At 72.4% G+C, this 25,946-nt stretch carries 23 protein-coding genes; 17 read left to right on the top strand and 6 right to left on the bottom strand.

The genetic code is table 11. The features are described 5' to 3' along the window. The 17 genes from VKA29_RS08820 to tpg all read left to right on the top strand — a co-directional run. Positions 1–228: biotin/lipoyl-containing protein (locus VKA29_RS08820; protein WP_324784698.1), on the top strand; the 228-nt coding region annotated here is incomplete at its 5' end. A 5-nt stretch (positions 229–233) separates the two neighbouring features. After that, a complete protein-coding gene (locus tag VKA29_RS08815) occupies positions 234–1,205 on the top strand; it encodes a hypothetical protein (RefSeq protein WP_324784697.1) in 972 nt (323 codons plus the stop codon). Positions 1,206–1,261: 56 nt separating this feature from the next. After that, the gene (locus VKA29_RS08810; protein ID WP_324784696.1) at positions 1,262–2,728 is read left to right on the top strand and encodes an FAD-dependent monooxygenase; all 1,467 of its coding nucleotides are present in this window, start codon (positions 1,262–1,264) and stop codon (positions 2,726–2,728) included. Positions 2,729–2,775: 47 nt separating this feature from the next. Then, on the top strand, positions 2,776–3,105 hold the full coding sequence (locus VKA29_RS08805; RefSeq protein ID WP_324784695.1) for a TcmI family type II polyketide cyclase: 330 nt from the start codon (positions 2,776–2,778) through the stop codon (positions 3,103–3,105). After that, positions 3,102–4,373 (top strand): beta-ketoacyl-[acyl-carrier-protein] synthase family protein, encoded by a 1,272-nt coding sequence (locus tag VKA29_RS08800; protein ID WP_324784694.1) that lies wholly within the window; start codon positions 3,102–3,104, stop codon positions 4,371–4,373. The genes VKA29_RS08805 and VKA29_RS08800 overlap by 4 nt, the downstream gene beginning before the upstream one ends. Beyond that, the gene (locus VKA29_RS08795) at positions 4,370–5,590 is read left to right on the top strand and encodes a ketosynthase chain-length factor (protein ID WP_324784693.1); all 1,221 of its coding nucleotides are present in this window, start codon (positions 4,370–4,372) and stop codon (positions 5,588–5,590) included. The genes VKA29_RS08800 and VKA29_RS08795 overlap by 4 nt, the downstream gene beginning before the upstream one ends. 480 nt (positions 5,591–6,070) lie before the next feature. Next, positions 6,071–6,343: an acyl carrier protein gene (locus VKA29_RS08790; protein ID WP_324784692.1), complete on the top strand. Its 273-nt coding sequence runs from the start codon at positions 6,071–6,073 to the stop codon at positions 6,341–6,343. 134 nt (positions 6,344–6,477) lie between these two features. Then, the gene (fabG, locus tag VKA29_RS08785) at positions 6,478–7,263 is read left to right on the top strand and encodes a 3-oxoacyl-ACP reductase FabG (protein ID WP_324784691.1); all 786 of its coding nucleotides are present in this window, start codon (positions 6,478–6,480) and stop codon (positions 7,261–7,263) included. Between the two features lie 37 nt (positions 7,264–7,300). Then, positions 7,301–8,245 (top strand): aromatase/cyclase, encoded by a 945-nt coding sequence (locus VKA29_RS08780; protein WP_324784690.1) that lies wholly within the window; start codon positions 7,301–7,303, stop codon positions 8,243–8,245. Positions 8,246–8,248: 3 nt separating this feature from the next. Next, complete coding sequence (locus VKA29_RS08775) at positions 8,249–10,660, top strand: SDR family oxidoreductase (RefSeq protein ID WP_324784689.1); 2,412 nt, start codon at positions 8,249–8,251, stop codon at positions 10,658–10,660. 4 nt (positions 10,661–10,664) lie between these two features. Then, positions 10,665–12,128, top strand: coding sequence for an MFS transporter (locus VKA29_RS08770; protein WP_324784688.1), 1,464 nt, complete (start codon positions 10,665–10,667; stop codon positions 12,126–12,128). 213 nt (positions 12,129–12,341) lie between these two features. Then, positions 12,342–13,124, top strand: a complete 783-nt coding sequence (locus tag VKA29_RS08765; RefSeq protein WP_324784687.1) for a 4'-phosphopantetheinyl transferase family protein — start codon at positions 12,342–12,344, stop codon at positions 13,122–13,124. Between the two features lie 28 nt (positions 13,125–13,152). Beyond that, positions 13,153–14,772 carry an acyl-CoA carboxylase subunit beta gene (locus VKA29_RS08760; protein ID WP_324784686.1) on the top strand — a complete coding sequence of 540 codons (1,620 nt, stop codon included), beginning with the start codon at positions 13,153–13,155 and terminating at the stop codon, positions 14,770–14,772. Next, positions 14,769–15,005 carry an acyl-CoA carboxylase epsilon subunit gene (locus VKA29_RS08755; protein WP_324784685.1) on the top strand — a complete coding sequence of 79 codons (237 nt, stop codon included), beginning with the start codon at positions 14,769–14,771 and terminating at the stop codon, positions 15,003–15,005. The genes VKA29_RS08760 and VKA29_RS08755 overlap by 4 nt, the downstream gene beginning before the upstream one ends. 566 nt (positions 15,006–15,571) lie before the next feature. Next, complete coding sequence (locus VKA29_RS08750) at positions 15,572–15,895, top strand: acyl carrier protein (protein ID WP_324784684.1); 324 nt, start codon at positions 15,572–15,574, stop codon at positions 15,893–15,895. 146 nt (positions 15,896–16,041) lie between these two features. Then, positions 16,042–18,270, top strand: a complete 2,229-nt coding sequence (gene tap / locus VKA29_RS08745; protein WP_324784683.1) for a telomere-associated protein Tap — start codon at positions 16,042–16,044, stop codon at positions 18,268–18,270. A 12-nt stretch (positions 18,271–18,282) separates the two neighbouring features. Next, positions 18,283–18,840 (top strand): telomere-protecting terminal protein Tpg, encoded by a 558-nt coding sequence (gene tpg / locus VKA29_RS08740; protein ID WP_324784682.1) that lies wholly within the window; start codon positions 18,283–18,285, stop codon positions 18,838–18,840. Between the two features lie 59 nt (positions 18,841–18,899). Here tpg and VKA29_RS08735 read toward each other — a convergent pair whose 3' ends face one another. The 6 genes from VKA29_RS08735 to VKA29_RS08710 form a co-directional block, all read right to left on the bottom strand. Next, positions 18,900–19,460, bottom strand: a complete 561-nt coding sequence (locus VKA29_RS08735) for a GNAT family protein (RefSeq protein WP_324784681.1) — start codon at positions 19,458–19,460, stop codon at positions 18,900–18,902. Positions 19,461–20,090: 630 nt separating this feature from the next. Beyond that, positions 20,091–20,795, bottom strand: a complete 705-nt coding sequence (locus VKA29_RS08730) for a DUF4328 domain-containing protein (RefSeq protein ID WP_324784680.1) — start codon at positions 20,793–20,795, stop codon at positions 20,091–20,093. A gap of 752 nt (positions 20,796–21,547) precedes the next feature. After that, positions 21,548–22,369, bottom strand: a complete 822-nt coding sequence (locus VKA29_RS08725) for a hypothetical protein (protein ID WP_324784679.1) — start codon at positions 22,367–22,369, stop codon at positions 21,548–21,550. Next, positions 22,366–23,772 (bottom strand): MFS transporter, encoded by a 1,407-nt coding sequence (locus VKA29_RS08720; protein WP_324784678.1) that lies wholly within the window; start codon positions 23,770–23,772, stop codon positions 22,366–22,368. Before VKA29_RS08720 ends, VKA29_RS08725 begins: the two co-directional genes overlap by 4 nt. Positions 23,773–23,904: 132 nt before the next feature. Further along, positions 23,905–24,606, bottom strand: a complete 702-nt coding sequence (locus VKA29_RS08715) for an HAD family hydrolase (protein ID WP_324784677.1) — start codon at positions 24,604–24,606, stop codon at positions 23,905–23,907. After that, on the bottom strand, positions 24,603–25,577 hold the full coding sequence (locus VKA29_RS08710) for a pseudouridine-5'-phosphate glycosidase (protein WP_324784676.1): 975 nt from the start codon (positions 25,575–25,577) through the stop codon (positions 24,603–24,605). Before VKA29_RS08710 ends, VKA29_RS08715 begins: the two co-directional genes overlap by 4 nt. Positions 25,578–25,946 lie beyond the last annotated feature (369 nt).

Raw genomic sequence — 25,946 nt, 5'->3', positions numbered from 1 at the left:
CCCGTCGCCTCCGGCGACACCCTCGCCTCCCCCATGCAGGGCACCATCGTCAAGGTCGCCGTCGAGGAAGGCCAGGAAGTCGAGGAGGGCGACCTGGTCGTGGTCCTCGAGGCGATGAAGATGGAACAGCCCCTCAACGCGCACAAGTCCGGCACCGTGACCGCGCTCGCCGCCCAGGCGGGCCAGGCCCTCTCCTCCGGCGCCGCGGTCTGTGACATCAAGGACTGATCGACGTGGCATCACTCACCTACACGGACGCCGTCAACGAGGCACTCGAGCGGCTGCGTCCGGTGGGCTTCGAGCACGGCAGGAGTTTCGTCAACCATGCCCCGATGGCCGCCGAGGCCCTGGCCCACATGGGATACGCCGACGAGGTCCCCGGCTGGGTCGAGCGGAATCTGCGCACGTACCGGTACCACGACGCGCCCGAGCGCCGCTGGACCATCGACCCGGCCGACCCGCAGGACTGGAAAGCGGCGCTCGGGGACTTCTCCCGGGTCGCCGACTGGACGGCTCTGTTCGAGCGGGAACTGACCGGCGGACCATGGACCGAGGTCCTCGCCCGCTGGTGGCCGCGGCTGCTGCCCGGCATGTCGGGGATGCTGACGCACGGCGTGATCCGCACCGCGCACGCGGCCCGCGCGGTGGCGGCCGCCGACGGTGACAACCGCCGCCAGCTGCGAGAACTGGCGCAGGGCCTGGGCTACTGGGCCTCACGCTACTCGGCCGGCGGCCTCCGGGCGGACACGGACGCGCAGCCGGACCCGCCGACGGCCACCGACAGCGGCGACGGCCGCGACCCAGCCGTACGGGCCCTGGACGATCTGGTCGCCGAGTACGCCGGGATCTACGCCACCGTCCCCCACCACCACCCCGTTCCGCTGATCCACGCGGTCACCGGGCCCGCCGCCGTACGCCTGGTGGCCGAGCACCTGCCGCCCGAGCAGCGCTGGCCCTCCTACCTGGTCGCGCGGGCGGTCAGCCGCACGATGCTCGACTGGTTCCACGCCACGCCGTCCCCGGCGGCGGCACTGCCGCAGGCCCCCGGCGTGCAGGAGGTCTTCGCACAAGCCGTCCAGGTCGGTGACGAACACACCATCAAGCTCGCCGAGGTCGCCGTCCGGCACGAGGCGCTCGCGCCCGACCCCCGGCACGCGGCGGCCGCCCACGTGGCCAACCAGGCCATCGGGCGGCTGAACCTCTGATCTGCCTCTGACCCGTTCTTCCCCGCCCGGAGGGCGGGTTGTTCCCGAGGAGTGTCATGGACGCACAAGTCATCGTGGTGGGCGCCGGACCGGCCGGCATGATGCTCGCGGGCGAGCTGCGGCTCGCGGGCGTGAACGTCATCGTCCTGGAGAAGCTGCCCGCCCGCACCGGGGAGTCCCGCGGTCTCGGCTTCACCGCCCGCACCATGGAGATATTCGACCAGCGCGGACTGCTCCCGCGTTTCGGGGACATCGACGTCAGCAACGTGGGCCACTTCGGCGGCCTGCCCGTGGACTTCGGTGTCCTCGACGGGGCGCACCAGGCCGCCAAGAGCATCCCGCAGTCGGTCACCGAGACCGTGCTGGAGGAGTGGTCCACGCAGCTGGGCGCGGACATCCGGCGCCGCCACGAGGTCCTGTCGGTCACGGAGAAGGAGGACAGCGTCGAGGTCGAGGTGCGCGGCCCCCACGGGGTGCAGCACCTGCGCGCCGAGTACCTCGTCGGCTGCGACGGCGGCCGGTCGACGATCCGCAAGACGCTCGGCTTCGATTTCCCCGGTACGGCCGCGACGCTGGAGATGTACCTCGCCGACGTCCGCGGGATCGAACTGCAGCCCCGCATGATCGGCGAGACCCTTCCCGGCGGCATGGTGATGGTCGGCCCGCTGCCCGGCGGCGTCACCCGGCTGATCGTCTGCGAGCGCGGCACCCCGCCGCAGCGCCGCGACACACCCCCCGCCTGGGACGAGGTCGCGGCGGCCTGGCAGCGGCTGACCGGCGACGACATCTCACACGCCGAACCGGTGTGGGTGTCGTCGTTCGGCGACGCCACCCGCCAGGTCACCGAATACCGGCGGGGCCGGGTGTTCCTCGCGGGCGACTCCGCGCACATCCACCTCCCCGCCGGCGGCCAGGGCATGAACACCAGCATCCAGGACTCGGTCAACCTCGGCTGGAAGCTCGGCGCCGTGATCCGCGGGCGGGCCCCCGAACCGCTGCTCGACACATATCACGACGAGCGGCACCCGGTGGGACAGCGCCTGCTGATGAACACCCGCGCCCAGGGCCTGCTGTTCCTGTCCGGGCCCGAGGTCCAGCCGCTGCGCGACGTGCTCGGCGAGCTGATCCGCTACCCCGACGTCAGCCGCCACTTCGCGGCCATGGTCTCCGGCCTGGAGATCCGCTACGACCTCGACGGCGGACCGCACCCGCTGCTCGGCCGGCGGCTGCCCGACGTGAAGCTGAAGGGCCACAAGCTGGTCTCCTCCAGCACCGAAGCCCTGCACGCCGGGCGGGGCGTGCTGCTGGACTTCACCGGCAACGACCGGCTCCACGACCGCGCCTGGCCCTGGCTGGACCGGATCGACATCGTCGCGGCGGCCCCCGACCTGCCCGAGGACAGCGTCCTGCAGGACACCACCGCTGTCCTGGTCCGTCCCGACGGCTATGTGGCCTGGGCCGCCCCCGGCAGCTACGCCGATCTCCCGATGTCCCTGGAGCGCTGGTTCGGCCCGGCCCGCTGACCCCACCGACCCCACCCCCCTGCGGCCCCTGGCCCGAAGGAGAGACCATGCACAGCACATTGATCGTCGCCCGGATGGACCCGGGCAGCAGCCACGAAGTGGCCCGCCTGTTCAAGGAGTTCGACACCACCGAGATGCCCCACCTCATGGGCACCCGGCGCCGTCAGCTCTTCGCCTACCGAGGGCTCTACTTCCACCTGCAGGACTTCGACACCGACAACGGCGGCCAGCTGATCGAGGCGGCCAAGACCGACCCGCGCTTCGTGCAGATCAGCGAAGACCTCAAGCCGTTCATCCAGGCCTACGACCCGGCGACGTGGCGCTCTCCGGCCGACGCGGTCGCCACGCGCTTCTACGACTGGGAGGGCCGGGCGTGAGCGCCAGGCGAGTGGTCATCACCGGAGTCGGCGTCAGCGCTCCCGGCGGTGTGGGCACCAAGAACTTCTGGAACCTGCTCAGCGAAGGCCGCACCGCCACCCGCGGCATCACCTTCTTCGACCCGTCCTCCTTCCGCTCCCGGGTCGCCGCCGAGATCGACTTCGATCCGCAGGAGCACGGCCTGAGCCCCCAGGAGATCCGCCGGATGGACCGGGCGGCGCAACTGGCGGTGGTCAGCGCCCGCGAGGCACTCGCGGACAGCGGCCTCGACCTGTCCGGCGCCGACCCGCACCGCGTCGGTGTCACCATCGGCAGCGCGGTCGGCGCCACCATGGGCCTCGACCAGGAATACCGCGTCGTCAGCGACGGCGGCCGGCTCGACCTGGTGGACCACACCTACGCCGTCCCGCACCTGTACAACTACCTGGTGCCCAGCTCCTTCGCCGCCGAAGTGGCGTGGGCGGTGGGCGCCGAGGGCGCCACGACGGTGGTCTCCACCGGCTGCACCTCCGGCCTGGACTCCGTCGGGCACGCGGTGGAACTGATCCGTGAGGGCTCGGCGTGCGCCATGGTGGCCGGCGCCACCGACGCCCCGATCTCCCCGATCACCCTGGCCTGCTTCGACGCGATCAAGGCCACCACCCCGCGCAACGACGACCCCGAACACGCCTCACGGCCCTTCGACGGCACCCGCAACGGCTTCGTCCTCGGCGAAGGCTCCGCGGTGTTCGTGCTGGAGGAACTCGAGGCCGCGAAGAAACGCGGCGCGCACATCTACGCCGAGATCGCCGGCTACGCCTCCCGCTGCAACGCCTTCCACATGACGGGACTGCGCCCGGACGGCCTGGAGATGGCCGAGGCCATCACGGTCGCGCTGGGCGAGGCCCGCCTCAACCCCGAGGACATCGACTACATCAACGCGCACGGCTCCGGAACCAAGCAGAACGACCGGCACGAGACCGCCGCGTTCAAGAAGAGCCTGGGCGAGCACGCCTACCGCACTCCGGTGTCCTCCATCAAGTCGATGGTGGGGCACTCCCTCGGAGCGATCGGCTCGATCGAGATCGCCGCGTCGGTCCTCGCCATGGAGCACGGCGTGGTGCCACCGACAGCGAACCTGCACACGCCCGACCCCGAGTGCGACCTGGACTACGTGCCGCTGACGGCACGCGAGCACCGCACCGACGCGGTGCTGACGGTCGGCAGCGGGTTCGGGGGCTTCCAGAGCGCGATGGTGCTCGCCCGACCGGAAAGGAGCGCGGCATGAGCACGGCCACTGCGCGGACGGTGGTGACGGGGATCGGCATCGCCGCTCCCAACGGCCTGGGCACGGCGGACTACTGGGCGGGCTGCCGCTCAGGCAAGAGCGGCATCGCCCGTATCACCCGCTTCGACCCGTCCGGCTACCCGGCCAAGCTGGCCGGGCAGGTCCCCGGATTCACCGCCGCCGACCATCTGCCGAGCCGGCTGCTCGCCCAGACCGACCACATGACCCGCCTCGCCCTGGTGGCCACCGACTGGGCGCTGGCCGACGCGGGTGTGGTGCCCGCCGAACTGCCCGCCTACGACATGGGCGTGGTCACCGCCAGTTCCTCGGGCGGCTTCGAGTTCGGCCAGGGCGAGCTGCAGAAACTGTGGAGCCGCGGCAGCCAGTACGTCTCCGCCTACCAGTCCTTCGCCTGGTTCTACGCCGTCAACAGCGGCCAGGTCTCCATCCGCAACGGCATGAAGGGCCCCAGCGGTGTGGTCGTCTCCGACCAGGCCGGCGGACTGGACGCGCTGGCTCACGCCCGCCGCCAGATCCGCAAGGGAACCCAGCTCATCGTCTCCGGCTCGATCGACGCCTCGATCTGCCCGTGGGGCTGGGTGGCGCAGCTGGCCGGCGGCCGGCTGGCCACGTCGGAGGAACCCGACCGGGCCTACCTGCCCTTCGACGCCGCCGCGGCCGGCCACGTACCGGGTGAGGGCGGCGCCATCCTCATCCTGGAATCGCAGGAGGCAGCGGCCCGCCGGGACGCACGGGTGTACGGCGAGATCGCCGGCTACGGTGCGACCTTCGACCCCGCGCCCGGCACCGGCCGCCCGCCCGGACTGCGCAAGGCGATCGAACTCGCCCTCGCCGACGCCGAGGTGGACGCCGGCGACATCGACGTCGTCTTCGCCGACGCCGCGGCCGTGCCCGACCTCGACCGGATCGAGGCCGAGGCGCTCAACGACGTGTTCGGGCCGCGCGGCGTGCTCGTCACCGCACCCAAGACGATGACCGGCCGGCTCTACTCGGGTGCCGCCCCGCTCGACGTGGCGACGGCGCTGCTCGCCATCCGGGACGGCGTCGTCCCGGCCACCACCAACGTCGACCCCGACCAGTCCTACGGCCTCGACCTGCTCACCGGCGAGCCGCGCGCCATGGAGGTGCGCACCGCTCTGGTCCTGGCGCGCGGCCACGCCGGTTTCAACTCGGCCCTCGTCGTCCGCTCGGCCTGACCCGCCCGGCACCCGCCCGGCCGTCCGCCGTCCACGGCTCCACGGCCCGCCCGCGCCGCCGCCTGCGAGGGCCGGCCGCAAGGACCCGGCCGGTCACGGCCTGCGGCCACGGCGTGAACCGGGACCGGCGCCCCGCCCGTCCGCCGCCCCGACCGGCCGGCACCGGATGTGCCCGCCCGTCCGGCCCGCTCGCCCCTCCCGCGCCCGCGCCCCTGCCCGCGCCTGTGCCTGTGCCTGTGCGCCCGCGCCCGCGCCCGCGCCCCTGCCCGTGCCCGTGCCCGTGCCCGTGCCTCGGCCCGTGCCCGCACCTGTGCCCGCGCCTGTGCTGCCTGTGCTGCCTGTGCCCGTGGCCTGTTGCCCGCGCCTGTGCTGCCTGTGCTTGCGCCTGTGCCCGTGTCCGGGTGCCCGGTGTGAACGTCTCCGGCCCTTCCCGGGGGCGTGTCCGGGCCCCGAAATTCCCAGAAGAGAAAGGACCCACCCGTGGCCACCCAGCCCTTCACCCTCGACGACCTCAAGCGGATCCTCCTGGAGGCCGCCGGCGTCGACGAAAGCGTCGACCTCGACGGTGACATCCTCGACACCGAATTCGAGCAGCTCAGCTACGAGTCGCTGGCCATCCTGGAAACCTGCGGCCGCATCGAGCGCGACTACGGCATCTCGCTCGACGACAGCGTGGTGACCGAGGCCAAGACCCCCCGCGCTCTGCTGGACCTGGTCAACGCCCAGCTCGCCGAGACCGCCGACGCGGCCTGACCCGCGCCGCCCCCGTCCCGCCGGCCGCCGGTACCCGCACCCCCTGAGCCGGGTACCGGCGCCCCCCGGACCGGGACACACCCCTGCCCAGCCGCAGACACACGACCACCAGCGCCTACAAGGGAGCACCAGACATGTCCGACAAGCACCAGCGGGTCGCCCTCGTCTCCGGGGCCACCAGCGGAATCGGCCTCGCGGTCGCGCAGCTGCTGGCCCAGCAGGGCCACCGGGTCTTCATCGGCGCCCGCGACGCCGAGAACGTCGCCCGGACCGTCAAGGAACTGCGCGCCCAGGGCCTGGACGTCGACGGCGCCGTCCTCGACGTCCGCTCGGCACCGTCGATCGAGACCTTCGTCAAGGCCGCCGTGGACCGCTACGACACCGTCGACGTGCTGGTCAACAACGCCGGCCGGTCCGGTGGCGGCGTCACCGCCGACATCGAGGACGACCTCTGGTACGACGTCGTCGAGACCAACCTCAACAGCGTCTTCCGCCTCACCCGCGCCGTTTTGAACACCGGCGGCATGCGTCACAAGAACCGCGGCAGGATCATCAACATCGCCTCCACCGCCGGCAAGCAGGGCGTGGTCCTCGGCGCCCCCTACTCCGCCTCCAAGCACGGAGTCGTCGGCTTCACCAAGGCCCTGGGCAACGAACTCGCCCCCACCGGCATCACCGTCAACGCGGTCTGCCCCGGCTACGTCGAGACCCCGATGGCCCAGCGCGTCCGCGCCGGGTACGCCGCCGCCTACGACACCACCGAGGACGCCATCCTCGACAAGTTCACCGCGAAGATCCCCCTCGGCCGCTACTCCACGCCCGAGGAAGTCGCCGGCCTCGTCGGTTACCTCGCCTCCGACACCGCCGCCTCCATCACCGCTCAGGCCCTCAACGTCTGCGGCGGCCTGGGCAACTTCTGACCCCGCCGCCACCGCACACCCTCCGAGGAGTTCACCCATGTCCCCATCCGAGCTGCGGGAAGTCGAGCACCAGATCACGATTTCCGCTCCGGCCGCCGAGGTCTACCGGCTGATCGCGGACGTCGCGAACTGGCCGCGGATCTTCCCGCCGACCATCTACGTCGACCACCTGGAGCGCTCCGGCAACGAGGAACTGATCCGGATCTGGGCGACCGCCAACGGCGAGGCCAAGAACTGGACCTCCCGCCGTGTCCTGGACCCCGAGGCCCTCACGATCACCTTCCGCCAGCAGGTCTCCACCCCGCCGGTCGCCACCATGGGCGGCACCTGGATCATCGAGCCGCTCGACGCACAGACCTCCTCGGTCCGGCTGCTGCACGACTACACGGCCGTCGACGACGACCCCGCGGGCCTGGCCTGGATCGAGGAGGCCGTGGACCGCAACTCCCGCTCGGAACTCGCGGCCCTGAAGACCAACGTCGAGTTCGCCGCCGCGTCGGAGGAACTCACCTTCTCCTTCGAGGACACCGTCGAGGTCGACGGCTCCGCCAAGGACTGCTACGACTTCGTCAACGACGCCGGCCTGTGGTCCGAACGGCTGCCGCACGTGGCGACCGTACGGCTCACCGAGGACACTCCCGGCCTGCAGACCCTGGAGATGGACACCCGCGCCAAGGACGGCTCCACCCACACCACCAAGTCCTACCGCGTCTGCCTGGAAGGCCGGAAGATCGCCTACAAGCAGACCACCCTGCCGGCCCTGATGAACCTGCACACCGGCTACTGGACGTTCCGCGAGACGGAGACCGGCAGCCTCGCCTCCTCGCAGCACACCGTCGTCCTGCGCCCCGAGAACATCCACAAGATCCTCGGGCCCGAGGCAGGCGTGGCCGAGGCCCGCGAATACGTGCGCACCGCACTGAGCACCAACAGCCGCGCCACCCTGGGCCACGCCAAGGCCTACGCCGAAGCGAGGCGCTGACCCATGGCCGGCGCCGGCGCTGCCGATACGCACGTCGTCGTGGTCGGTGCCGGACCCGTCGGGCTGATGCTCGCCGGTGAACTGCGGCTCGGCGGCGCCGACGTGACCGTGCTGGAACAACTGGACGCCCCGACCACGCAGTCACGGGCGTCCACGCTGCACGCACGGACCATGGAGATCTTCGAGCAGCGCGGTCTGATCGACGGCCCGGCCGGCTTCGGCGACCCGCTGCCGCCCCAGGAACCCAGGGGACACTTCGGCGGCCTTCCGATGGACCTCACACTGCCCAGTTCCCACCCGGGGCAGTGGAAGGTGCCGCAGGTGGACACCGAGGAGATCCTCGGCGCCTGGGCGGCCCGCCTCGGGGCGAGGGTGCTGCGCGGCCACACGGTCGTGTCCCTGACCCAGCATCCCGGCCATGTGGAGGTCGTCGCCGAGCACGCCGGACGGCAGGTGAGGTTCACCGGCTCGTACGTCGTCGGCTGCGACGGCGAGAAGTCGGCCGTACGACGGCTCGCGGCCATCGACTTCCCCGGCAACGACGCCGAACGGGAACTGATCCGCGCCGACGTGGAAGGCATCGACATCCCCGGCCGGCGGTTCCAGCGCCTGCCGAACGGCCTGGCGATCGCCGCCCGCCGCGGGGACGGTGTCACCCGGGTGATGGTCCACCGGTTCGGCACACCGCCACGCGCCGGTGAGGCCGACTTCGCGGACATCGTCACAGCCTGGCGTGAGGTCACCGGCGAAGACATCTCCGGCGGCACCCCGCTGTGGGTCAACTCCTTCGGCGACGCCTCCCGGCAGGCCGTGCGCTACCGCGACCGGCGGGTACTGCTCGCCGGTGACGCCGCCCACCAGCAGATGCCGATCGGCGGCCAGGCACTCAACCTCGGCCTGCAGGACGCGGTCAACCTCGGCTGGAAACTCGCCGCGACGGTACGCGGGCGCGCTCCCGAGGGCCTGCTGGACACCTACCACGACGAACGGCACGAGATCGGACGCCGGGTGCTGTCCAACATCCGCGCGCAGGCCCGGCTGCTGCTCGGCGGGCCCGAGGTGGAGGCGCTGCGCTCCGTGATCGGGGAGCTGATCTCCTACGAGCACGTCCGGGCGCATCTGGCCGGGATGATCAGCGGGCTGGACGTGCGCTACGGGCCCGCGGACGAACCGGAGCCGGTGGGGACACGGCTGCCCGAGGTACGACTCGACCCGGGCACGACCACCCTCCGGCTGCTGCGCGCCGCACGGGGACTGCTGCTCGTCACCACCCCCGACGAGGACCTGCGTGCACGCCTCGTCCGCTCCGCGCGGTCCTGGTCCGCCGCCGTCGACACCGTGACGGCACACGCCGGCCGCAGCGGCCCCCTGAGCGGCCACCCCGCCGTCCTGGTACGCCCCGACGGCTACATCGCCTGGGCGGGCGGCTCCCCGGACGGCCTGCAGGCGGCGCTCGCCCGCTGGTTCGTCCCCGGCACGCCGGCCGGGCGCCCGGCACACACGCACACCGACCGGCCACCCGGCACACCCCGTACCGGCACACCCGGCACCAGCACACCCCATACCGGCACACCCGGCACCGGCACACCCGGTACCGGCACACGCAATGCCGGCACACGCAATGTCAGCACACACAAGGGCAGGAGAGGGCACATGGGCAACCTGACCGGAAAGACCGCGCTCGTCACGGGCGCCAGCCGGGGCATGGGCCGGGCCACCGCGGGCCGGCTGGCCCGCGACGGCGCGCTCGTCGCCGTGCACTACGGCACGAGCCAGGACGCGGCGGCCGAGGTCGTCGCCGAGATCGAGAAGGACGGCGGGCGGGCGTTCACCGTACAGGCCGAACTCGGCACCCCCGGTGACGTGCACGAGCTGTTCCTCGCCCTGGAGCAGGGCCTGAAGGAACGCACCGGCTCCACCGAGCTGAACATCCTGGTCAACAACGCCGGTGTGATGGGCGGGGTCAAGCCGCAGGACACCACACCCGAACAGTTCGACCGGATCTTCGCCGTGAACGCCAGGGCCCCGTTCTTCATCATCCAGCGAGCCCTGACGATCATGCCCGACGGCGGGCGGATCGTGAACATCTCCTCCGGACTGACCCGGTTCGCCAACCCCGACGAGATCGCCTACGCCATGAGCAAGGGCGCCGTCGAGCAGCTCGCCCTGCACTACGCCAAGGCGCTCGGCCCGCGGGGCATCACCGTCAACAGCGTCGCCCCCGGCATCACCCGCAACGGCAACCCGCTGTTCGACATCCCCGAGGCCGTCGAGGCCATGGCCGCGCTGTCCGCGTTCAACCGGGTCGGAGAACCCCAGGACGTCGCCGACGTCATCGCCTTCCTCGCATCCGACGACGCCCGCTGGATCACCGGCTCCTTCGTCGACGCCAGCGGCGGCACCCTCCTGGGATGACACCGTGACCAGGACCCTTCCGCCGCCCGCGGCGGACACCGGGGAAGGACGGTGGAGCCTGCGGCTGTGGGGGCTGCTCATCGTCCTCGCCGGCAACATGCTCATCGACGCACTCGAAGTGTCCGTGGCGGTCGTGGCACTGCCCTCGATCGCCACGGACCTCGCGCTGCCGCTGACCGAAGTGCAGTGGGCGATGACGGGTTTCGCCGTCGGCTTCGGCGGACTGATGCTCTTCGGCGCACGAGTGGTGAGCCTCCTGGGGCGCCGCCGGGTCTACCTCGCGGCACTGTGCTGCTTCGCCGCCGCATCCGTCCTCAGCGCGCTCGCCCAGGAACCGGGACTGCTGCTCGCCACCCGCCTGGTCAAGGGCTTCTGCGCGGCCCTGACGGCACCCACCGGGCTCGCCATCATCTCCACCGCCTTCCCCGAAGGACGCGCCCGCACCCGGGCGCTGTCCGTCTACACCCTCTTCGGCGCCGGCGGCTTCACCGCGGGCCTGCTGCTGTCCGGCTGGCTGACCACCTACACCTGGCGTCTGGCCTTCACCTTCCCCGCCCCGGTCGTCCTGCTGCTCTTCGCCTTCGGGCTCCGCCTCATCCCCGCACAGGACGGCACAGCCGGCAGCGCCACCACCGCCGGCCGCCACTACGACATCGCGGGCGCCGTCACCTTCGCCGGCGCGCTCCTGGCCCTCGTCAACGGCATCGCCGCACTGCCCGGGCACGGCTGGCACGACCCGCGGGCCACCGGATCCCTGGCCGCGGCGGTGCTGCTGCTGGGAGCGTTCTGGGCGGTGGAACGCACCGCGGCCGAGCCCCTGCTGCGCACCCGGCCACTGCGCAGCCGGGCCCTCCTGCGCTCGGCGCTCGGCGCGGCCTGCCTCAACGGCTCCTACCTCGGCCTGCTGTTCGTGCTGACCCACCAGATGCAGACCGTCGCCGGCTGGTCACCACTGAAAACGGCGCTGGCACTCGTGCCGGCCGCCGCCCCTCCGGCACTCACCGCACTCGCCTCCGGACGCCTGGTCGCCCGGTTCGGCGCGCCCCGCCTCATCGCGGCCGGCGCCGCCTGCGCCTTCGCCGGCTACCTGCTGCAACTGCGCCCGTCCTGGCCGCTCGACTACCCAGGCCGGCTCCTGCCGACGCTGCTGCTGGTGGGAGCGGGATTCGTCCTGTCCTTCGCCGCGCTGAACATGCAAGCGACCAGCGAACTCCAGCCCGCCGACCGCGGTGCGGGCAGCGGGCTCTACCAGACGGCCGTGCAACTGGCCGCGGTCGTCGTGGTCGCCGCGGTCGCCGCGCTGCTCGCCGGCTCGGACACCGCCGCCGGCCCGGCCGCGGCGACCGGCGCCTGCCGGGCTGCCCTGACCCTGGTGGCCGCACTCGGAGGGCTCGGACTGCTCGTCGCCCTCACCGGCCTGACACCGGCCGCCGCCACCCGTGCCGCCCGGTCCGCACCACGCACCTGACGTCCGTCCTCCCACCCCACGAGGGGGCACGATCATGGACCAGACAACGAAGGCCCGGACCCCGCCGGGACCGGCAGCCCGCCCGGCCCCGGCACACCCCGGCCACCAGTCCGGGAACCGCCCGCACCAGCACACCGGACACCAGTCCGGGAACCGCCCGCACCAGCACACCGGACACCGCCGCCCCGGCCCCCACCACGCCGCGAGCACCACGTGACCGGGAAACTGCTCACCCCCGAACGGTCCCTGACCCCCCGGCTGCCCCTGCCCGGGCAGCTCGACATATGGCTGGTGCGCCGCCCCCGGCTGAAGACCGCCGCCGAACTGCTGGACCTCTCCGACCTCAGCGACACCGAACGCCGCCGCACCGCCACCTTCGTACGCCTCGCGGACGCCGTGACGTACGCCTGCGCACACGTCGCGCTGCGCCGGCTGCTCGGCGCCTACCTGGGACTGCCCCCGCGCGACGTACCGTTCGTGCGGGAGCCCTGCCCCGGCTGCGCCGGACCCCACGGCCGGCCGGCCGTCGCCCACCCCGACCCGCCCCTGCACTTCTCCCTGGCACACAGCCACGGCATGGCCGCCGTCGCCGTCTCCCACACCGTCACCGGCATCGACGTCCAGCGCCTGCCACGGGCCGACACCGTCGAGTTGTGCACACCGTCGCTGCACCCGCAGGAACAGGCGGAACTGGCAGACCTCGACACCGAGGAACGCCGCACGGCCTTCGGCCGGACCTGGACCCGCAAGGAGGCCTACCTCAAGGCACTGGGCACCGGCCTGTCCCGTGACCCCGCTCAGGACTACCTGGGATCCGACCCGCGCCGCCGGCCGGCCGGCTGGACCGTGCTCGACCTGCACTCCGGCCCCCGCCACCACGCGGCCGTCGCCGTGCTCGGCGCACCGCCCGACCGGCTCACCCTGCGCCGACTGCCCACTTCCGCGCTGCACCCCGGCGCGACGGTGGATCTCGACGCCGACGGCACGACCACTTGAGCATCCGACTGGGGAGCGTGATACAGCAATGTCGATCGAACAGGAAGTCGATCAGGTGATCGGCCGGCCCAGACTGCGTGACCGCGAGCACCGCGGCCAGTGGAGCGCCGCCGACCGCATCGAGGAACTCGGCCTGATCAAACAGGCCGCCCGGCACGGCGACCCGCTCGCCACCGAACGCCAGCACGCCAAGGGCAAACTCACCGCACACGAGCGGATCGAACTGCTCCTCGACGAGGGCTCCTTCACCGAGGTCGAAATGCTGCGCCGACACCGCGCCACCGGCTTCGGACTGGAGAGGAAACGCCCCTACACCGACGGAGTGATCACCGGCTGGGGCACCGTCCACGGCCGTACCGTCTTCGTGTACGCCCACGACTTCCGCATCTTCGGCGGCGCCCTCGGCGAGGCCCACGCACAGAAGATCCACAAGATCATGGACATGGCCATGGCCGCAGGAGCGCCCCTGGTCTCGCTCAACGACGGTGCGGGCGCCCGCATCCAGGAAGGCGTCTCCGCGCTCGCCGGCTACGGCGGCATCTTCCAGCGCAACACCCGGGCATCGGGAGTCATCCCGCAGATCAGCGTGATGCTCGGCCCGTGCGCGGGCGGCGCCGCCTACTCGCCGGCGCTCACCGATTTCGTCTTCATGGTCCGCGACATCTCACAGATGTTCATCACCGGCCCCGACGTGGTCAAGGCCGTCACGGGCGAGGAGATCACCCAGAACGACCTCGGCGGCGCGGACGTGCACGCCACCACCTCCGGCGTCGCCCACTTCGCCTACGACGACGTGCGCTCCTGCATGGAGGACGTGCGTCACCTGCTGTCCCTGCTGCCGTCGAACAACCGTGACCTCCCGCCCAGGGCCTTCGGCTCGGATCCGGCCGACCGGCGCACCGACCGGCTGCTGGAACTCGTTCCCGACGACCCCAGCCGGGTCTACGACATACGCGCCGTCATCGAGGAGATCGTCGACGACGGCGACTACTTCGAGGTCCACCCCGGCTGGGCGACCAACATGGTCTGCGCGCTGTCCCGCCTCGACGGCGAGGTCGTCGGTGTCGTCGCCAACCAGCCCGCGTCCTTCGCCGGTGTCCTCGACATCGACGCCAGCGAGAAAGCCGCACGGTTCGTCCAGTTCTGCGACGCCTTCAACATCCCCCTGGTCACCCTGATCGACGTTCCCGGTTTCCTGCCGGGCGTGGACCAGGAACACAACGGGATCATCCGGCGCGGCGCGAAACTCCTCTACGCGTACTGCAACGCCACCGTGCCGCGGATCTCACTCGTGCTCCGCAAGGCCTACGGCGGCGCGTACATCGTCATGGACTCCCGCTCCATCGGCACCGACCTGGCCCTGGCATGGCCGTCCAACGAGATCGCCGTGATGGGAGCCGAAGGCGCGGCCAACGTCATCTTCCGCCGCGAGATCGCCGCCGCGGACTGCCCGGACGCCGTCCGCGCACAGAAGATCAAGGAATACCAGGCAGAACTGATGCACCCCTACTACGCGGCCGAACGCGGCCTCATCGACGACGTCATCGACCCGCGCGACACCCGCCGCGCGCTCATCCGCTCGCTCGCCATGCTGCGCAGCAAACAGGCCGACCTGCCGTCCCGCAAGCACGGCAACCCGCCCCAGTGAGCGCCACCGACAGCGCGGACGACAGCCTCGTCATCCGTGTCGTGAAAGGCCAGGCCGGCCCCGCCGACATCGCCGCGCTGACCGCCGTGCTCCTCGCCCGCGCCGCCGCGCTCGCCGCGGCGGGCCCCGGGCTGCAGGACCAGCGGCCCACCGCCGCCTGGCGCCGCCCGGAACGCATCCCGCACCACCACGACCCCCGCGGCTGGCGTATCACCGGCGGCCACCCGGGGTGACCGCGCAAGGGCAGGCGCCCGGCCCGCCCTTCCGGCTCCCCGGGCGCTCTGCACACAGCTCCGCCCCCGCCCCCGCCGCCGGCCGGACCGGAACTTCGAGCGGACCGCCGGCACCCCACCCTCTCCGACGCACCGGACGGCCACCGCTTCCCACCACACCTCACCCCCCACGACCCTCACCGACGACAGCCGGCCGGAACCCACCGACAGCACGGCCGAGGGGGACCCCGCGAGAGCGCCGCGTTCCCCTCCGGCCGCACCCCGCCCCGCCCGTACCCGCCACCCGGCCTCCCCTCACACCCTCCGCACCGACGGCCCCTGCCCGCCTCCGCGTCCCGCCCCACGACAGTCCCGGCCCGGGCGGCTGCCTGGACGCCGGCGGCCGGAACCGAGGGCGAGGCGGTGCGCCCCCCGGACGGCCCGCGGCTGCGCCACCGCCGGCCCCGCCCCGCCCCACCCGGGCCGGCCCGGGCCCGGCCCGCTCCCGGCCCCCGGCCCCCGCGCCGGACCGGTTCCCGGCCCGCCCCTCGCAGCCGAACCCCCACGCTGGACGAAAGGATGAGACCATGTCAGGAGAACCCGCCACCCTCGATCTCGCGACACTGCGTCAGCTGCAGCGTGACGCCCGCCTGCGGATCTTCGAGAGGTTCCTCTGCCGCGATCTCGCGAAATGCCTCGACATCCCGCCGGCCCACCGCATCTCCCTGACCCGGCCGCTGCGCGCCCAGGGGATCGACTCACTGACCGCGCTGGCCCTCCAGCGCCGACTGCAGTCAGCGCTCCGGATCCCCGTTCCGGCCCACCACTTCCTGCGGGAACAGTCGGTCGGAGAACTGGCCGTCACGCTCAGCGAACTGATCGACCGCACCAGCCCTTCCGGCTCCTACTGACCCTCCCACCCCGCCCAGAACGCGTGCCGTGCCGGGCCGGCCCGGCACCGGCGCCACCAGCCTCCCGCGACCTCCGCACGCCTCGCGTACGCGAAAATTACGCTTCGCATACGGTTCACCGGCTAAGGTGTCGGCCGGGAGGTCGCATGTCCGAGTTGTTCGACGCAGTCGACGCGCTGGTCGCGTCACGCGCCGCGCTGCCGCCGGCGGAAGAGCGCAAGCGGCTGCGCCAGGCCCACGGACTCACACTGGACGAGGTGGCCGCCGCACTCAGGGTGCGCCGGGCGACGGTCTCCGGGTGGGAGTCGGCCAGGAAGCCGGTCGAGCCGCGCGGCCCGGAACGTGAGGCGTACGCGCGGCTGCTGAACAAGCTCGCGGAGCTCTACCCCGCGCCCGCAGCCTCCCCGCCCGCGGTCACCGGCGAGCCCGCCCCGGCGGGACGGACCACCCCGACAGCCCCGCCTTCCCGGACCGCGGACGCAACTGAGCACGACAACACCCGGACCCCTGCCGCCGCCCCGGCCGGGCACGCCGCCCCGGCCGGGCACGCCGCGCCCGGCCCGGCCCACACCGACACGCCGGCCTCACGCCGCCCGGCCACGCGGAAGGCAGCCCCGGCCGGACCCCCGGCAGGGGGCACCGGCGCGCGTTTCGAGAACGGCCCGCTGGCCGTCATCGACGCCGACGCCGACGGGCAGACGCTGGCGTACTGCACCGGCGGCCTGGTCCTGGACGTACCCGCCACATCCCTCCCGGCCCTGGTGGACTGGACACTCAAGGAAGCCAGGCTGGGCCAGCCGAAACTGTCCGGCCCCGGCAAGGACGCCGACCCGCTGCTCGTGCTCACCGCAGCCGCCCTCACCCGCTACGGCCTGCCCACCGCCCTCACCGACGACGAGCGGCTCGCCGGACGGATCCCGGAGACCCACCAGGCCGTCAAACAGCTCACACGCGCCGACTGGAAACTGACGAAACGCGGCTTCGGACCCTGGGCGCGGATCTACCGCCCCGCGCAGGGCTCGGAACGGGCCTGCGTACAGGTGTGCATCCCCGCCTGGAACGCGCTCGACTCCCGCCACTGGGGCGACGCCGCGCAGCTTCCGCCGCCGGAACTCGCCCGCGTCCTGGGCGTGTACGCCTCCCGCGTCATGACACCGCGCGGCTCCACCGCGGTCACGGGCCTGGAACTCATGACCGCGCTGCACCCGCCGACCCGCGCCTCCGAACCCGACGCGGCGGGCAGGCGGCACTCCGCACCCAACCCCGGCAGCCTGGGCAGCGACCCGGTCGACTGCGCCCCCTGCGAGGCCCCCGACGGACACCCGCTCCTGGCGGACCTGCCACGCTTCCACGTCCGCGGCCCCTCAGAGAAACTGTTCGAGGAAGCCTACGACTGGGCGCGGCCGCTCACCGACGACGAATGCATGCGCCGCCACCTGGTCGGCATCGACGTCAACATGGCCTTCGCCGCCGGCGCCAACGGCCTGGTCGTCGGCCTCGGAGCGCCCACGCACGTCAAGAATCCGGTGTTCGACCCGAAACTGCCCGGCTCATGGCTGGTCGACCTTTCCCACGTCGACCTCTCCCGGGTGAAGACCGGCAAAGACCAGTGGGCGGACCTGGACGCCGGCCTGCTGCCCAGCCCCTTCACCCCCAAGGGCGACCGGCCCGAGGGCCCGGCCTGGTACGCCACACCCACCGTCGCCTACGCCGTGGAACTCGGCTACCAGGTACGCCCCGCCGCCGCCTACGTCCGCCACGAGAACGGCCGCTACCTGGACGGCTGGTACCAGCGGCTGCGCGACGCCTACCTGGCCACGATGGCCGACCTCGGCGTCCACCCCGACATGGACCCGGCCGCCTTCCTGACGGCGATGGACGGCTACCGGCAGCGCGACCCCGAACTGGCGATCGTCGCCTCGGCGATCAAGGCCACCGTCAAAGGCGGCCTGGGCAAACTGCGCGAACGCCCGCGCGGCGAGGGCTGGAAGCCGGGCGGGCCGTGGCGGGCCCTGTCCCGCCCCACCTGGCGGCCCGACATCCGCGCCGCGGTCATCTCCCGCACCCGCGTCAACCTCCACCGCAAGATCGTCAAACACGCGGCGCACACCGGCCAGTACCCGGTCGCGATCCTCTCCGACTGCGTCGTCTACGCCGCCGACGGACCCTCCCCGCTCGACTTCCTGCCCTACCGCCACGGCAAGCCGCTGCCCGGCGGCTTCAAGCTCGGCGTCAACCCCGGCCTGGTCAAACACGAAGGCACCCAGACCGTCCTGTGGGGCGAGGAAGTCCGCGAACGCCTCGACGCCCCGGAACTCAACCTCGCCCGCTACATCAAGGACGGCACCATCACCGACACCGACACCGGCGAGTAGGAGACGGCGACGATGACCCTGTTCGGGGACGGCCTGGACGCCGCCGTACAGAAAACCTTCACCCGCCCGGCACCCAGGACCGCGCCCGCGCAGATGCGCTACCTGGTCAAACAGCTCAAGGGCACCGGAGCGGCCGCCCGACTGCTGCGCATCTCCCAGCGCACCGTCGAACGCTACGTCAAGGCCCAGATCAAAAAACCCCGCCCCGACCTCGCCGCCCGCCTCGAGCGCGAGGTGAACAAACGCTGGCAGCCCCAGATCCGCGCCAGGGCCCGCCGGAAGGCGGCGACCACCGACGGCATCGTCATCGACACCCGCGCCCGCATCGGCTACACCGCCCCCATCGGCACCACCGACGACGCCCGCATCCGCCACCTGACCGTCGCCCTCCCGCCCCGCTACGCCGCCCGCCTCTTCGAGGCCCGCGAGCAGGGCGCCACCGAGCAGCAGCTGCGCGAGATCGCGGCCGAAGGACTCAAGGAGGTCTACTTCCAGGACGGCGGCCACCGCGCCGGCAGCCTGGAGCAGGTCCGCTTCACCGACATCGAGCACCTCGAGTTCGACCTGTAGAAGCTGCGCCCCGGACAGCTTTCAGCTCTCGGTGGGACCGATGCCCACGCGTCTCGCTCCTAACGGCCGGCCGTCGGGTGCCACTCGCGGCGGAGGAGGCCGAAGACCCAGGAGTCGGAGACGTCGCCGTTGACGACGCAGTCCTCGCGGAGGGTCCCCTCGAGGACGAAACCGAGCTTCTCCAGGACCCGGGCGGACGCCACGTTGCGGGTGTCGGTCTCGGCCTGGACACGGTTGAGGTCCAGGGTGTCGAACGCCCACCGCAGGACGGAGCGCGCGCTCTCCGTGGCGTAGCCGTGGCCCCACACGGCGGAGTCGAAGACATAGCCCAGGGACGCGCTGCGGAAGTCCGGGTTCCACCCGGTCAGACCGCACCAGCCGATGAACGCGCCGTCGCAGACGCGGTCGACGGCCACCCGCGCTCCCGTGCCTTCCTCCTCGATCGTCCGGCAGGCCGCGATGAAACGCTCAGCGCGAGCCGGTTCGGTCCACGGCGGGGAGTCCCAGTAGCGCAGCACGTCGGCGCTGCTGTGCAGCGCGTAGAGCGGCGCCGCGTCGGCGTCGGTGAACGGCCGCAGTCGCAGGCGGGCGGTGTGCAGCTCGGGGGTGGGCAAGGTCATGCGGAGCATCCTGCCCCCTCCCGCCCGCCCCCGACCACCCGTTTGTCCGGACGGCCCGGGGCGGCGTACATCGCCGGTGACACCGCACGCGCCGCCTGGGCGGTGAGCCCGCAGTTCCGTGCCGGCACGGCGAGCAGACGGCGGCCGTACCGGCGCGCCCTCGGAACGCCGAGCAGCCTCGTCCCGTACCGGACCCCGGACGGATGAAGATACGCCGTCCGCTTCACCGGGCCGGCCGCCATCGCCCACGGCACTCCCGCTGGTCCTCCGCCCTCCTCGCGCAAAACCTCTCTCCTTGCCGCGTTCCGCTTGAGATCTGCAGCGATCCGAGCGGGCGAGCGGGCCCTCGACGGGGGAGCAGTACGGACTCGGACTTCGGCCACCGCGGCACAGGCCGGGGCGCGGGAAGATCCTCTCCCGTGGACCGCTCGGCAATACCCGCAGGCCGGCGGGCGACGCATGCCGGGCGATCAAAGCCTCCATGCGACGGGACGGGCCATGAGACGCACACGCCCGTACCGCAGGAGCCGGCCGGCTTCGAGTGTGATTTCGGTGATGCGGCCGGTGCCGTCGCCGATGGCGGTGGAGCGGCGGCGCTACGACCGGGGCGGGAGGGCCGGCCGTGGGTTTTCAATCGCGTGCGGGAGCCGGCAGCCCGCCGGAGTGGACCTTGCGTTCCTGCATCCGGGTCAGGCGCACGACCACCACGATGGCGAGGACCGCGGCCACGATGTCGAGGCAGTCGGAGAACAGCATCGTGCCGGAGGCCTCGCGCAGTTCGTCCGCCGTCTCGGCCTGCCGGGAACTGCGCTCGGCGAACCGGCCCACGAAGAAGCTGACGAGCCACAGCGTCCACCAGGCGTTGACCGGCGTGTGCCTGGACCGCGAGCCCCAGGGAGCGCTGGCGTCCCAGCTGTCCGCGACGATCCGGCGCGGGAACCACAGGTTCACCACCGGGCAGAACCAGGCCCCGATGGTCCAGCCGCGCTTCATGCGATGCCGGGAGGCGTCGAACACCTCGGCGTTCACCCGGATCCGCCACAGCCAGCACAGGTAGACGACGGCCGTGGCCACCAGCGCGCCACCCTGCGCGATGCCGGCGATGCCGTAGAGGGCGTCCGCGTGGTCCGCCCGGTCGATCACCTCGGCGCCGGTGACGCCGTCGGCCAGGTCGCCGGTGACGTCCATCTCCAGCAGGTCCGCGTAGCAGGCGAACAGGTCGGTGGCGATGACGAGGCCGAGCAGCACGGCGGTGGCGCGGCCGAGCGCGGCCGGCGAGCGCAGCCAGGCGCCGGGCGGGGCAGCGGACGGCGGATCCGGCATGGGCGTGGTCATGAGAAAGTCCCCCCGAGAAGACGAGATCCGAGCCGGCACGCGGTTCTCCCCGAACCGGCGCGTGCAACTGGTGCCGGCGCGCGTGCGAGGACGCGCGCGGACACCGGAACATACGGCCGGATCCCGCCGTACGTCCACTCGGTTCTCAGCCCGGCCGAGTCCGCCGGCTTCCTGAAGCCGGCCCGGGCGAGCGCCGACGTGCCCGGGCCCCACAGCTTCTGCACGGTGCCCCGCTGCTGCAGCCGGACGCCCCCGCCCGTGTCCGCGCCGTCTTCCCCGTCCTGGGCAGCCCGGTCGGCCTCGGCATCGAAGCGACCGTGTACGCCCCGCGGTTCCGGACCGTGAGCCGCGGGGGACAACCTCAGCCTCGCCGCCTCACTCCCAACCCGGTCCGAGGAACTGGGCCGCCGCCCGAGCACGCCGCTGCCGGGACGCCATACGTCATGGGCCGTGGAACGGGGCCCATGACCTGTTCCGGCGCGGGCAGCGGGACGGCACCTGAGCGAAGGATCCCCACCGAGCCCCGGGCCGAGGCGGATGCGAAGGCCCTGATCAGCCGGGACGTCAGCGTCGGCGCCACCGTCCGCCGGCCCACCGGCACGCCGCCGGAGCGGCGAAAGAAAGGGGGGACCTCCCGGAAGGAACCGCCCGGCGGCGTCCTCGCCGAGCCGGCCGACCACGGCCTCGGACGATCCCGAGGACTGTTTCCTGACGTGCCGGCGGACAGGCCCTCCGGGCGGCCTCGGCTCCCGTCACCGCTGACCGCCCGTCGGAAGGCGGAGGTTGAAGAGGCTGCCGTGGAGGGACTGTCCCGTGTCCGCCCGCGGCTCGGGAGCGGCCCGGTTGAGGCCGTACCACAGGACCGACTGGTTCGCCGTGATGACGGGGATCCCCAGTTCCTGCTCGAGCGGCACCACCGCACCCTGGGCGCGGAACCCGCTGCCCGGGACGAGGATGCCGTCGACAGCGGTGTCCTCGGCGTCCTTGAACGCCGCGAGTGTCTGCCGGCGGACGTCGTCCGGATCCACGGCCCATCGGGCGCCCTCGTCGAAGGCGTTGTACCGGGCAACGGCCGCCCATTTCGGACCGAGGTCGAACTGGGCGATGCGGATGCGCTCGATGCCCACCGCGGTGAGGTACCTCTCGGTCGCCTCGAAGGTCGGGGGAGTGAACCAGGGAGGCATCATCACCAGTGGCCGACGGACACCGGCGGCTTTCAGCGCGGCCGTCATGGCCACCGCTGCGGTGTAGACCGGCGTGCCGTGGGAGTGCGACTCGGCCTCCGCGACGAAGTCCGTGTCGAAGGACGGTCCTCCGAAGAAACTGCTCGATCCGAAACACAGGGCGATGCTGTCGGTGCCCAGCCGGCCCAGGTGGTCCAGACCCCGGGCGACCTCGGCGGACGACGCGAAGGCGCGAGCAGGGCTGCCGACGTACTCCGTGTCGGCGGGACGAGGGCACTCGAAGCGAGCTGTGTGGATGGAGACGCCTGCCGGAGCCATGCCCCAGATTTCCGTCTCGGGCATGGGGTCGTTGTGGATGACGAGAATTCCCAGCCGGGCCGCGGTGGTCATCCGGCCCTCTCTTCCTCGGGCGCCGCGGCGGGTTCGCCGATCGCGGACGGCTCCGGCGCTCCGGCCCGGGCCGCGGGTGCGCGGAATCCCGCCCAGGACCACACGATCCCGGCGAGCGCGATGGCGGCGGCCAGCAGGAACGCGGGCAGGAAGCGGCCGTCACCGGGGTCGGTGCCCAGGACGAGGACCAGGACCGCCACTCCGAACGCGCCGCCTGCGTACTGGGTCGTGGTCATCAGGGCACCGGCGACGCCCTGGTTGTGGTCGGCGACGTCACGCGTCCCGCCGACGAACATGGAGGTGTAGATCATGCCGTGGCCGATGCCGCTCACAAGGAGGCCGGGAAGCAGGCCCACGAGATACGAGTGGTCGTGCACCGAGACGGCGAGCAGCACGAGGCCGGCCGCTCCGATGGCGAAGGCCAGCGGCAGCGTGCGCTGTACGCCGAGTGAGCCGAGCAGACGGCCGGCGATCATGTTGCCGAGCGTGATGCACACCGCCAGCGGCAGGAAGGCGATGCCCGCGGCCAGCGGCTCGAACCCGCGCCCTTCCTGGAGCAGGAGCGTGACCAGGTAGAACTCGGATCCCGCCACGCTCGCCATGTACAGCGCCGAGGCGCCGCACCCGACCAGGAGAGTACGAGTGCCCCGCAGCGAGGATTCGACGAGCGGCTGAGCACTGCCGCGCTCCCGGGTGACGAAGAGGGCGAGCAGGACCACGGCTGCGACGAAGCTGCCCAGCGCGAGCGGATCGGTCCAGCCGACATCCGCGGCCAGGGTGAGCCCCAGCACCGAGACGAGCACGGTCGCTGTGCAGAGCACGGCGCTGAGGACGTTGAGGGGGACGGCCTTCCCCCGGTCGGTCTTGCCGGGCAGCAGCCGCGGCGCGGCCAGCGCGCACACGGCGGCGAACGGCAGGTTCACGAAGAACGCCCAGCGCCAGGACACCGTGGTGAGCAGGCCGCCGATGACGACGCCGGCGGCGAGGCCGCTGGCGCCCACCGTCCCCCAGACGGCGAGGGCGCGCGTGCGCTCGCGTCCCGGCCGGAAGGTCGTGTTCACCAGGGCCAGGATCGAGGGCTGGAGCGTGGCGGCGGCCACGCCCTGCGCCCCTCGGGCGATCAGCAGCAGGGAGGCATTCCCGGCGACGCCGCCGGCCAGCGAGGCGACGCCGAACAGCAGCAGAGCGGCGATGAACATGTTGCGCGCGCCCATACGGTCGGCGGCCCGCCCGCCGACGATGAGGAATCCGGCGAAGAAGACGGCGTAGGCGCTGACCACCCACTGGATGGTGCTGCCGGACAGCTGGAGGTCCGAGCCCATGCTGGGCAGGGCCACGAAGATGACCGAGAAATCGAGCGCGATGAGGAACTGGGCCGCGGACAGCGTGACCAGACCTGCCAAGGGACTTCTCGGCGGTGCCGTGTCGGGTGTCGTCGGTGATGCCATGTCTTTTTCCAACCGCCTTTTCAGGTCTTCGTGCTGGCGAGGAGGTGCATGTTGTGGCGCGGTGTGGTCCGGGCCCGACGCGGCGGGTCAGCCGCGAGGCGCGGTCACCGCGGAAGACCGGAGAACCCCCAGCGTCTCGCCGAGCGCCGGCACGGTGTCGCACACCGCCCGCGCTCCCGCGCCGAGCAGCTGCCCGGCCGTCGCGACCCCGTAGGACACCCCGATCGCCCCCATGCCCGCCGCGTGGGCCATCCGCATGTCGTCGACGGCGTCGCCCACCACGAGGCACTCTTCGGGGGCTCGGCCCAGCTGTCGTGCGGCGAGCAGGGCGAGGTCAGGACGGGGCTTGCCCCGTGGGGCCATACCGTGGCACACGACGGCATCGAAGTGGCCGGCCAGACCGGTCGGTTCGAGCAGTTCCTCCGCGCTGGCGCGGATCTTGCTCGTGACGATGGCGAGGGGACGGCCCTCACCGCGCAGTCGTTCCAGGAGTTCCGGTACGCCGGGGAAGACCATGGACTTCGCCTCGGGCACGACGGTCTCCCGGAACAGCTCTCGGAAGCGTGCGACGGCGGCTTCCACCTCGGCGTGCTCGTGCGGCAGGTCCAGCAGTTCACCGAAGGCCGCGGCCAGGGGCCTTCCGACGGTGGCCCGCACCTGCTTTCGCGGTGGTGCGGGACGGCCCGACTCCGCCAGGACCCGGTCGAGCACCGACACGATGGCCCGAGGGGTGTCCAGCAGGGTGCCGTCGAGGTCGAACAGGACCGGTGCGGTCGCCTGCCGGGTCACCGGCCGGTCTCCTCACGCGCGGCGAGTTCGAGGGACAGCTGCACGGCGAACTCGCCGGCCAGCGCCGTGGTCGACAGCAGCACCGAACGGTTGGCCGCGGAGGTGCGGCCCTCGGTGGCCTTGGCGATCGCCTTGAGGAGGTACGGCGTGATGGCGGGGCCCGTGACGCCGTCGCGTTCCGCCAGCGTCGTGGCCTCGGCGAGGGCCGCTTCGACGTCCTCGGACGGAATCCCGTCGGCTTCCGCGATCGGGTGGGTGACCAGGACCGATGTGGCCGCGCCCGTGTCCCAGTGGGCCACGGCGGCTGCCGCGATCTGCCGGAGGTCGTCGAGCCGGTGCGGATTGCGGACACCGCTGCTGACGCTGAAGTAGGCGGGGAACTCGTCGCAGCGGTAGCCGATCACGGGTATGCCGGCGGTCTCCAGCCACTCCAGGGTCCACGCCGGATGCAGCATCGACTTCGCGCCGGCGCACACCACGGCCGTACGGCTCCGTGTGAACTGGACCAGGTCCGCGGAGATGTCGAAGCTGTGCGGAGCGTCGCGGTGCACACCTCCGATGCCTGCCACGGAGAACACCCGGATCCCGGCCAGGCCGGCGGCGACCAGCGACGAGGACACCGTGGTGGCCCCGGCGCCCCCGCCGGCCAGGACGATGCCCAGGTCGCGTGTGCTGACCTTGGGAATCCCGGGGTCCGAGGCGAAGCGTTCCAGATGCTCCTTGCTCATGCCGACGACGATCCGGCCGTCGAGGATGCCGACGCGGGCGGGAACCGCACCGGAGGCTCGCACGGCCGCGTCGATGTCGTGGGCCAACTCCAGGTTGGCCGGATACGGAAGACCGTGCGGGATCACGGAGGACTCGAGGGCGACGACCGGCCGTCCCTCGTGCAGGGCCTCGGCGACCTCCTCGTCCACGGCGAGCAGCGCGGGGTCGGCTCCGGCAACGCTGGTGGGGGTGGTACGGAGCATGATGATTCTCCTCTCTGGCGGGGGATCAGGCTCGGGTGCCGACTTCACCGGCGCGGAAAGCCGCCGATGACCCTCCCGGAGCCCTTGAGGAAGCGGGGCGGGAGCGGCGCGTGTGGCCATCACGAAGCCGTGGGGCAGATCATCGGATTCGCCGTGCCCGGCGGCGAACTCCGCCCGCGAGGTGCCTGTCGCGCCCTCCTGGCGGGGGTGGTGGGCGCTGTCCGTGCTGTGCCGGCAGCGCGCGCCGCCCGGTGTACCGCTTCACCACCGACGGGTCCTCGGCACCCGGCTGCCCGGCCACCGGCCACGGCACCGCGGGCGGGTTCTGCGGACAGGGACTCCGCCGGCGGACCGTCACAGGGGACCGGG

Origin of the sequence: Streptomyces sp. H51, from assembly GCF_035656535.1 — a bacterium.
GTDB lineage: Bacteria > Actinomycetota > Actinomycetes > Streptomycetales > Streptomycetaceae > Streptomyces.
The sequence above is the reverse complement of the archived record's forward strand: the minus strand, read 5'-3'. Positions and strand labels throughout refer to the sequence as shown.